The organism is Mannheimia granulomatis (assembly GCF_011455695.1).
GTDB classification, from domain to species: Bacteria; Pseudomonadota; Gammaproteobacteria; order Enterobacterales; family Pasteurellaceae; genus Mannheimia; species Mannheimia granulomatis_A.
On the sequence record NZ_CP015030.1, the window covers coordinates 2,268,642 to 2,278,480 of the forward strand.

4 protein-coding genes, 5 tRNA genes and 2 rRNA genes are annotated in these 9,839 nt (G+C 43.8%); 10 read left to right on the forward strand and 1 reads right to left on the reverse strand.

From position 1 onward, the window contains the following. Window positions 1-16 precede the first annotated feature (16 nt). Window positions 17-1,438, reverse strand: coding sequence for a type I glutamate--ammonia ligase (gene glnA / locus A4G16_RS10835; protein ID WP_165889859.1), 1,422 nt, complete (start codon window positions 1,436-1,438; stop codon window positions 17-19). 174 nt (window positions 1,439-1,612) lie between these two features. On the opposite strand from glnA, the gene A4G16_RS10840 reads away from it, so the two are divergent. From A4G16_RS10840 to A4G16_RS10885, 10 genes are all read left to right on the forward strand, one after another. Further along, window positions 1,613-2,680 (forward strand): TDP-N-acetylfucosamine:lipid II N-acetylfucosaminyltransferase, encoded by a 1,068-nt coding sequence (locus A4G16_RS10840; RefSeq protein WP_165889860.1) that lies wholly within the window; start codon window positions 1,613-1,615, stop codon window positions 2,678-2,680. Next, entirely contained in the window at window positions 2,677-3,945 is a 1,269-nt protein-coding gene (gene wzyE / locus A4G16_RS10845) for an ECA oligosaccharide polymerase (protein ID WP_165889861.1), read from the forward strand. The genes A4G16_RS10840 and wzyE overlap by 4 nt, the downstream gene beginning before the upstream one ends. After that, window positions 3,942-4,664 carry a lipopolysaccharide N-acetylmannosaminouronosyltransferase gene (wecG, locus tag A4G16_RS10850; RefSeq protein WP_165889943.1) on the forward strand — a complete coding sequence of 241 codons (723 nt, stop codon included), beginning with the start codon at window positions 3,942-3,944 and terminating at the stop codon, window positions 4,662-4,664. The genes wzyE and wecG overlap by 4 nt, the downstream gene beginning before the upstream one ends. Before the next feature lie 158 nt (window positions 4,665-4,822). Continuing rightward, window positions 4,823-4,899: transfer RNA gene (locus A4G16_RS10855), tRNA-Arg, on the forward strand. A 29-nt stretch (window positions 4,900-4,928) separates the two neighbouring features. Continuing rightward, window positions 4,929-5,004 (forward strand) — tRNA-His (locus A4G16_RS10860). A gap of 30 nt (window positions 5,005-5,034) precedes the next feature. Next, a tRNA-Pro gene (locus A4G16_RS10865) sits at window positions 5,035-5,111 on the forward strand. Between the two features lie 205 nt (window positions 5,112-5,316). Further along, window positions 5,317-6,856: ribosomal RNA gene (locus A4G16_RS10870) — 16S ribosomal RNA — on the forward strand. 114 nt (window positions 6,857-6,970) lie between these two features. After that, window positions 6,971-7,047: transfer RNA gene (locus A4G16_RS10875), tRNA-Ile, on the forward strand. 57 nt (window positions 7,048-7,104) lie between these two features. Beyond that, window positions 7,105-7,180, forward strand: a tRNA-Ala gene (locus A4G16_RS10880). Window positions 7,181-7,436: 256 nt separating this feature from the next. Then, window positions 7,437-9,839 (forward strand): 23S ribosomal RNA (locus A4G16_RS10885). The 16S and 23S rRNA genes sit together here with 5 tRNA genes alongside, the layout of an rRNA operon.

Below are 9,839 nucleotides of genomic sequence, written 5' to 3' on the forward strand. Positions count from 1 at the left end.
TGCTATATATAAAAAATTAAGCGTAGTAAAGTTCAAATTCGACTGGGTGTGGTGTCATATTTACGCGTTCAACTTCTTTACGGCGAATACCGATATAAGCATCAATAAAGTCTTTTGTGAACACGCCACCTTGAGTTAAGAATTCAAAATCATTGCTTAGCGCATCTAATGCAACGTCCAAAGAGGAAGCGACCGTTGGAATATCTTTTAACTCTTCCGGTGGAAGATCATAAAGATTTTTATCCATTGCATCGCCCGGATGGATTTTATTAATCACACCATCTAAGCCTGCCATTAATAATGCAGCAAAGCAGAGGTAAGGGTTTGCCATCGGATCCGGGAAGCGAGCTTCCACACGGGTTGCTTTCGGGCTGGTTACCGCCGGAATACGGATAGACGCCGAACGGTTGCTTGCTGAATAAGCTAATAACACAGGGGCTTCAAAACCTGGTACTAAACGTTTATAAGAGTTTGTTGTCGGGTTAGTAAACGCATTTAATGCTTTAGCGTGCTTGATAATACCACCAATATAGTAAAGGGCAGTTTCAGATAAACCTGCATATTTATCACCCATAAACACATTTTTACCATCTTTGCTTAACGACATATTACAGTGCATTCCCGAACCGTTATCACCTGCGAACGGTTTTGGCATAAAGCACGCTGTTTTACCATGCTCAACTGCCACGTTTTGTACGATATATTTGTAGATTTGGGTCTCATCCGCTTTTAAGGTTAGGCTGTTGAAGCGGGTTGCGATTTCGTTTTGACCGGCGGTTGCTACTTCGTGATGGTGTGCTTCAATCACTAAGCCCATTTCTTCCATGAGTAAGCACATTTCGCTACGGATATCATGTGCAGTATCAATTGGTGCCACAGCGCAGTAGCCACCTTTTTTCATCGGGCGATAGCCGTTGTTACCGTCTTCAAATTTACGGTTAGTATTCCAAGCCGCTTCAGACTCATCAATTTTGTATGAAACATTGTTCATTTCAGTGCTGAAACGCACATCATCAAATAAGAAAAATTCCGGTTCAGGACCAAACATCACGTTATCTGCAATGCCTGTAGATTTTAAATAGTTTTCAGCACGTTGTGCGATAGAGCGAGGATCGCGGTCATAAGACTGCATCGTGTTAGGATCATAAATAGAACAGCGGATAGTAAGAGTAGGAATTCGGGCGAAGGGGTCAACAGCGGCGGTCTCAGCAATTGGCATTAATAACATATCGGCTTTGTTAATCGCTTTCCAACCTTCAACGGAGGAGCCGTCAAACATTTTGCCTTCTTCAAATAAGTCTTCAAGATCGTTGGCAACCAAGCTCACAGGTAGTGAAACACCATGCTCTTTACCTTTAATATCGGTGAATTTTAATAAGACAAATTTGATATCATTGTCTTGAATCAGTTTAGACACATTAGCAATTGCGTTTGACATAATAAAAGTATTCCTCGTTAAGCGAAATTAATAAATAAAAAACTTACACATCATAGCATTTTTTTAGCTGAAAATGTGATGTTTTTTAGTGCACATTGATGATAAGAAGTTTCAGTAAAACAGTAAAATTTTGTTAAAATCAAACCGCTTGTATTTTTGGGAGAAAAAATATTTATGCTGCCCACCTATCATATTTTAGGTTCGGATATTCCGCACCACAACCAAAGGGTATTATCTTTTTTCCAACACACATTATTACCTCAGCTGGCGAACCAATCTCATTATTTTTATGTTGTGGGCGGTAAGCAGTTGGAAACTGCGTTTTCATCGCTTTCTTTGAATGTATTTGCTTCCCAATTTTTATTGGCCAAAGCGCTAATTGCAAAAATTCGCCAAAATCCGACCGCTTGTTTTATCTTACATGGGCAATTTAATCCTTGGATTTGGCTGGCGATCGCTTTAGGCATAATGCCAAGCCAAAACTTGATTTGGCATATTTGGGGAGCGGATTTGTACGAAGCAGCCAATTCTTGGAAATTCAAACTCTTTTATCCGATTCGCCGTTTGGCGCAAAAAAAACTCAAGAAAGTTTGGGCAACTATGGGTGATCTTGACTATTTATGGCGTAATGTGCGGAAAAGAACAGAAAAAGATCTCCTGATCTATTTTCCGACCAAGTTGCCTAGCAGTACACTACCGATTATGCCTAAAACGGAAAGATTGACGATTTTGCTGGGCAACTCAGGCGATCCCTCCAACAATCACATTGCTGCGTTAAGCGAAATACGGCAAATATTTGGCGATAAGCCGCACATTATTATTCCAATGGGTTACCCGACAAATAATGAATGCTATATTCATCAAGTAGAGCAGCACGGCAAGCGGTTGTTTTCTACCGAAAATTTGCAAATTTTACGGCATAAGCTCGATTTTGCAGATTATTTAGCTATTTTGACCGCTTGTGATCTAGGCTATTTTAATTTTGAACGTCAGCAAGGTATCGGTACTATCTGTTTGCTGATTCAACATAATATTCCTTGCGTATTACACCCGAGTAATCCATTTTGTTTGGATATGCAGGCAGAAAATTTGCCTTATTTAACAACAGCAAAGATCACGCAGGCAGAAATTCAAAGCGCTAAGAAAATCCTTGAAACCACAGATAAAGCAAAAATTACCTTTTTCCCTCCAACTTATATTAAACTGTGGCAGCAAAGATTGAATGAATTGACAGAACCATGAATGAATATATTTTACTAAGCGGATTCTATCTCTTATCTGTTTTTAGTTTCTTAATTTTAATCAGCCGAGATTACCAGAGAAAAGGCTTTTCGTTTCACTTGCTATTTAGCCTAATCTATTTCGTTACCTTTTATGCGGGCTTTCCCCTTTCAGGCATAATGGCTCTCGGATTCGGTCATCTGTTGCCGGAGATTTCAAATCAATGGTTAGTGTTTGTCACAAGCGGTTGCGGTTACTTAGTTTATTATGGGGTGTATTCGGCCTTCTCGCAGACTATTCCCCAAACTCAAATGGTAAATGAATTTGCAAAATTTGAGGCAAAAACGACCGCTTGTTTACTCGCTCTTATCGCCTTAATTTCTTTAGTTTATTTCCTTTATTTAAATGGTTTCTTATTGTTTAAGTTGGAAAAATACAGCCAGCTTTTTGCCAAAAATAGGGTGGAAGCCGTGGCATTAAAACGTTTCTTCTATTTTATTCTTCCGGCATTGCTGATTTTTTTCTTTATCTCTAAAAATAAAAAAGCATGGTGGGCGTTGCTGATTATTAGCAGTCTATTTGGCGGTTTAACTTATTTGGCGGTGGGTGGCACTCGGGCAAATCTCGCTTTAGCCTTAGCTTTTTTCTTATTGCTCGGGCTTTATCATGGCTATTTGAATTTCTCGACTATTATGATCGCTGGTGCAATTAGTGTGATTGCCATGTTTTTCCTTGCATTAGCTCGTTATAAGTTGGATGTTTCGGGTGGCGAGGCAATTTACACTTTCTTATATTTAAGTCGAGATACCTTTTCTCCTTGGGAAAATTTAGCTCGTATCTTTAGCTATAATTTGGAATATCAAGGATTAATGCCTATTGTGCGTGATTTTTATGTCTATATTCCTAAATCACTTTGGCAGGAACGCCCCGATATTGCTTGGAATACGGCAAATTATTTTACCAAAATACTTTTAGGAAACCAGTCTGGGCTTGCTATTTCGCCAACATTACTTGGCTCTTTTTATATTATGGGCGGTTTTTGGCTGGTTGGTATAGGCATGACATTTGTTGCATTGGTCATAAAAGGACTGGATCAACTTTTTGCGTATGGAAAAGCTTATGATTCATCCTTAATTCAAGCATACTGTTTCGGCAATCTTTTTAACTTAATCGTATTAGTACGGGAAGGAATGGATGCGTTTGTTTCCCGTTTTGTGTTTTTCAGCCTGATTTTTCTAGTATGTTGGCTGGTGGCAAAAAGTATTTTAATGGGAAAGCAGAAATGATAGAGAAAGTATCCATTCGCGGAATTGAGCTGCAAGCGGTTAAAAATCAAGAAATTTTTGCAAATTTCTTAATGAATGAAAAGGAGATCAAACAGGGCAGATTGGTTGCTATTAATGCAGAAAAAGTGACTTTGGCAGAACAAAATCCGAAACTATACAAATTTTTGCAAGAGTCAGAATTGAATTATGCAGACGGTATTAGCATTGTGTATTCCATTAAAAAGAAATATCCCAAACATAATCTAGAGCGGATTGCCGGTGCAGATTTATGGGAAGCACTCATGAAAAAGGCGAGTGAATTAAATGTACCGGTCTTTTTAGTTGGAGGAACAGAAGAAACGATAAAGGCTGTTGAAATAAAATTAACAAAATGGCAGGTGAATATTGTAGGGACTCAACATGGATATTTTCTCGAAGATCAAGAAGATGAGCTGATTGATAATATTAAACAAAGTGGAGCAAAACTAATTACGGTCGCAATGGGTACTCCAAAGCAGGAGTTTTTTATCCAAAAGGTTCATCAACAATATCCAAATGCGTTATATATGGGATGCGGAGGAAGCTATGATGTGTTTATTGGTAAGATAAAACGAGCTCCTCAAATTTGGCAAAAACTCGGATTAGAATGGCTGTATCGTCTGATTAAGCAGCCTACTCGCTGGCGAAGACAGATAAATTTAATTAAATATGTCTACTACTATGTGACAAACAAGCTCTAAAAAATCAGCGTTTTTGATATTTATTACACATTTTGAATAAAATAAAATCAAACAATGCGTTTTTTCATATTTTTTTAAAAAAGTGCTAGACAAGGAGGAATGAAATCTATAATATACGCCTCCGTTGCGACGCACTAAGTTGAATTGATATAAACAACGCGTTCGTAGCTCAGTTGGATAGAGCGTTGGCCTCCGGAGCCAAAGGTCGCAAGTTCGAATCTTGTCGAGCGCGCCAGTAGTCAATGCAGCACTATCAACACAGTGGTGGCTATAGCTCAGTTGGTAGAGCCCTGGATTGTGATTCCAGTTGTCGTGGGTTCGAATCCCATTAGCCACCCCATTTAATAATATACTCTTAATGAGTAACTGACGGCGAGTAGCGCAGCTTGGTAGCGCAACTGGTTTGGGACCAGTGGGTCGTAGGTTCAAATCCTATCTCGCCGACCACTTTTTATTTTGTTCTTTAAAAATTTATCAGACAATCTGTGTGGGCACTTGTTGATTGACTTGATTTAAAAATATTTTTTTAATTTTGAAGTCTTAATAGGTGCTTAACTAGAAATTCATTACTTTCTTTTAACTTAACATTGAGTTGAGTGTAAATTTGAAAGTGCGATTTTATGTCAGTACATATTGAGCGATTAAACTTTTTGAATTGAAGAGTTTGATCATGGCTCAGATTGAACGCTGGCGGCAGGCTTAACACATGCAAGTCGAACGGTAGCACAAGGGAGCTTGCTCCCTGGGTGACGAGTGGCGGACGGGTGAGTAATGCTTGGGAATCTGGCTTATGGAGGGGGATAACTACTGGAAACGGTAGCTAATACCGCGTAATGTCTGTGGACTAAAGGGTGGGACCATTTGGCCACCTGCCATAAGATGAGCCCAAGTGGGATTAGGTAGTTGGTGAGGTAAAGGCTCACCAAGCCCGCGATCTCTAGCTGGTCTGAGAGGATGACCAGCCACACTGGAACTGAGACACGGTCCAGACTCCTACGGGAGGCAGCAGTGGGGAATATTGCACAATGGGGGGAACCCTGATGCAGCCATGCCGCGTGAATGAAGAAGGCCTTCGGGTTGTAAAGTTCTTTCGGTAGCGAGGAAGGTGATTGTTTTAATAGAACAATCAATTGACGTTAACTACAGAAGAAGCACCGGCTAACTCCGTGCCAGCAGCCGCGGTAATACGGGGGGTGCGAGCGTTAATCGGAATAACTGGGCGTAAAGGGCACGCAGGCGGACTTTTAAGTGAGGTGTGAAATCCCCGGGCTTAACCTGGGAATTGCATTTCAGACTGGGAGTCTAGAGTACTTTAGGGAGGGGTAGAATTCCACGTGTAGCGGTGAAATGCGTAGAGATGTGGAGGAATACCGAAGGCGAAGGCAGCCCCTTGGGAATGTACTGACGCTCATGTGCGAAAGCGTGGGGAGCAAACAGGATTAGATACCCTGGTAGTCCACGCCGTAAACGCTGTCGATTTGGGGATTGGGGTTTAACTCTGGTGCCCGTAGCTAACGTGATAAATCGACCGCCTGGGGAGTACGGCCGCAAGGTTAAAACTCAAATGAATTGACGGGGGCCCGCACAAGCGGTGGAGCATGTGGTTTAATTCGATGCAACGCGAAGAACCTTACCTACTCTTGACATCCAAAGAAGCTTGCAGAGATGCGAGTGTGCCTTCGGGAACTTTGAGACAGGTGCTGCATGGCTGTCGTCAGCTCGTGTTGTGAAATGTTGGGTTAAGTCCCGCAACGAGCGCAACCCTTATCCTTTGTTGCCAGCGATTCGGTCGGGAACTCAAAGGAGACTGCCGGTGATAAACCGGAGGAAGGTGGGGATGACGTCAAGTCATCATGGCCCTTACGAGTAGGGCTACACACGTGCTACAATGGCGTATACAGAGGGCGGCGACCCAGCGATGGTGAGCGAATCTCAGAAAGTACGTCTAAGTCCGGATTGGAGTCTGCAACTCGACTCCATGAAGTCGGAATCGCTAGTAATCGCAAATCAGAATGTTGCGGTGAATACGTTCCCGGGCCTTGTACACACCGCCCGTCACACCATGGGAGTGGGTTGTACCAGAAGTAGATAGCTTAACCGCAAGGGGGGCGTTTACCACGGTATGATTCATGACTGGGGTGAAGTCGTAACAAGGTAACCGTAGGGGAACCTGCGGTTGGATCACCTCCTTACCAAAAATCAAGGGTGAAGCTAAGCGAGAGCGAAGTGGAGCTGTAACGACAGCAAGTGTTCACACAGATTGTTTGATAGATGAAAGTAGAAGACAAAACCGAAGGTCATCCGTTGGGTCTGTAGCTCAGGTGGTTAGAGCGCACCCCTGATAAGGGTGAGGTCGGTGGTTCAAGTCCACTCAGACCCACCACTCAGAAGGCAAGCGAAAGCGAAGCGACTATGAGTGAAGAAAACGGAAGATGAAATTGGGGATATAGCTCAGCTGGGAGAGCGCCTGCCTTGCACGCAGGAGGTCAGCGGTTCGATCCCGCTTATCTCCACCAATCATCATACCTAAGGTTGCAAGCGGTTGAATTAAAGCAAAAAATTGCAAAATTCAACAGAAAATAAACCGCTTGTTGTTTTAGGTATGATGATAGGCGAAAGCCATTGTCTTAATGTTCTTTAAAAAATTGGAAACAAGCTGAAAAACTGAGAGATTTTCGAAAGAAAGTCTGAGTAGTTGAAGTCTTGAGTGAACAAAAGCACTCAAGCAAGTTGTTAATTTAGCAACCGAGAAAAAAACATTTGAGGTTGTATAGTTAAGTGACTAAGCGCACAAGGTGGATGCCTTGGCAATCAGAGGCGAAGAAGGACGTGCTAATCTGCGAAAAGCTTGGATGAGTCGATAAGAGGCGTTTAATCCAAGATGTCCGAATGGGGAAACCCAGTAGGTGAAGAACCTACTATCATTTACTGAATACATAGGTAAATGAGGCAAACCGGGAGAACTGAAACATCTAAGTACCCCGAGGAAAAGAAATCAACCGAGATTTCGTTAGTAGCGGCGAGCGAACGCGAAAGAGCCAGTTAGTGATAGCAGTTTTGTTAGAGGAATGAGCTGGGAAGCTCAACCACAGAGGGTGATAGTCCCGTACTCGAAAACATTATTGTGGTACTAGGCTAACAACAAGTAGGGCGGGACACGTGATATCCTGTTTGAAGATGGGGGGACCATCCTCCAAGGCTAAATACTCCTGATTGACCGATAGTGAACCAGTACTGTGAAGGAAAGGCGAAAAGAACCCCGGCGAGGGGAGTGAAATAGAACCTGAAACCTTGTGCGTACAAGCAGTGGGAGCAGACTTGTTCTGTGACTGCGTACCTTTTGTATAATGGGTCAGCGACTTATATTTTGTAGCAAGGTTAACTGAATAAGGGAGCCGTAGGGAAACCGAGTCTTAACTGGGCGTTTGAGTTGCAAGGTATAGACCCGAAACCCGGTGATCTAGCCATGGGCAGGTTGAAGATTGGGTAACACTAATTGGAGGACCGAACCGACTAATGTTGAAAAATTAGCGGATGACTTGTGGCTGGGGGTGAAAGGCCAATCAAACCGGGAGATAGCTGGTTCTCCCCGAAATCTATTTAGGTAGAGCCTTGAGCGGACACCTTCGGGGGTAGAGCACTGTTTCGGCTAGGGGTCCATCCCGGATTACCAACCCGATGCAAACTGCGAATACCGAAGAGTGATACTCAGGAGACACACGGTGGGTGCTAACGTCCATCGTGGAGAGGGAAACAACCCAGACCGCCAGCTAAGGTCCCCAAGTACTAGTTAAGTGGGAAACGAAGTGGGAAGGCTTAGACAGCTAGGATGTTGGCTTAGAAGCAGCCATCATTTAAAGAAAGCGTAATAGCTCACTAGTCGAGTCGGCCTGCGCGGAAGATGTAACGGGGCTAAAACTAGTCACCGAAGCTGCGGCATCAGACGAAAGTCTGTTGGGTAGGGGAGCGTTCTGTAAGCGGAAGAAGGTGAATCGAGAGGTTTGCTGGACGTATCAGAAGTGCGAATGCTGACATAAGTAACGATAAAACGAGTGAAAAACTCGTTCGCCGGAAGACCAAGGGTTCCTGTCCAACGTTAATCGGGGCAGGGTGAGTCGGCCCCTAAGGCGAGGCTGAAAAGCGTAGTCGATGGGAAACGGGTTAATATTCCCGTACTTGGTGTAATTGCGATGTGGGGACGGAGAAGGTTAGGTTATCAGGGTGTTGGATATCCCTGTTTAAGCCGGTAGGTGGAGCGTTTAGGCAAATCCGGACGCTTTTAACACCGAGAAGTGATGACGAGGCTCTACGGAGCTGAAGTAACCGATACCACGCTTCCAGGAAAAGCCACTAAGCTTCAGATTACACTAAACCGTACTATAAACCGACACAGGTGGTCAGGTAGAGAATACTCAGGCGCTTGAGAGAACTCGGGTGAAGGAACTAGGCAAAATAGCACCGTAACTTCGGGAGAAGGTGCGCCGGCGTAGATTGTAGTCCCTCGCGGACGAAGGTTGAACCGGTCGAAGATACCAGCTGGCTGCAACTGTTTATTAAAAACACAGCACTCTGCAAACACGAAAGTGGACGTATAGGGTGTGATGCCTGCCCGGTGCTGGAAGGTTAATTGATGGTGTTATCGAAAGAGAAGCTCCTGATCGAAGCCCCAGTAAACGGCGGCCGTAACTATAACGGTCCTAAGGTAGCGAAATTCCTTGTCGGGTAAGTTCCGACCTGCACGAATGGCATAATGATGGCCAGGCTGTCTCCACCCGAGACTCAGTGAAATTGAAATCGCCGTGAAGATGCGGTGTACCCGCGGCTAGACGGAAAGACCCCGTGAACCTTTACTATAGCTTGACACTGAACATTGAATTTTGATGTGTAGGATAGGTGGGAGCCTTTGAAGCATGAACGCTAGTTTGTGTGGAGGCGTCCTTGAAATACCACCCTTTAACGTTTGATGTTCTAACGAAGCGCCCTAATCGGGTGTTCGGACAGTGTCTGGTGGGTAGTTTGACTGGGGCGGTCTCCTCCCAAAGAGTAACGGAGGAGCACGAAGGTTTGCTAATCACGGTCGGACATCGTGAGGTTAGTGCAATGGTATAAGCAAGCTTAACTGCGAGACAGACAAGTCGAGCAGGTGCGAAAGCAGGTCATAGTGATCCGGTGGTT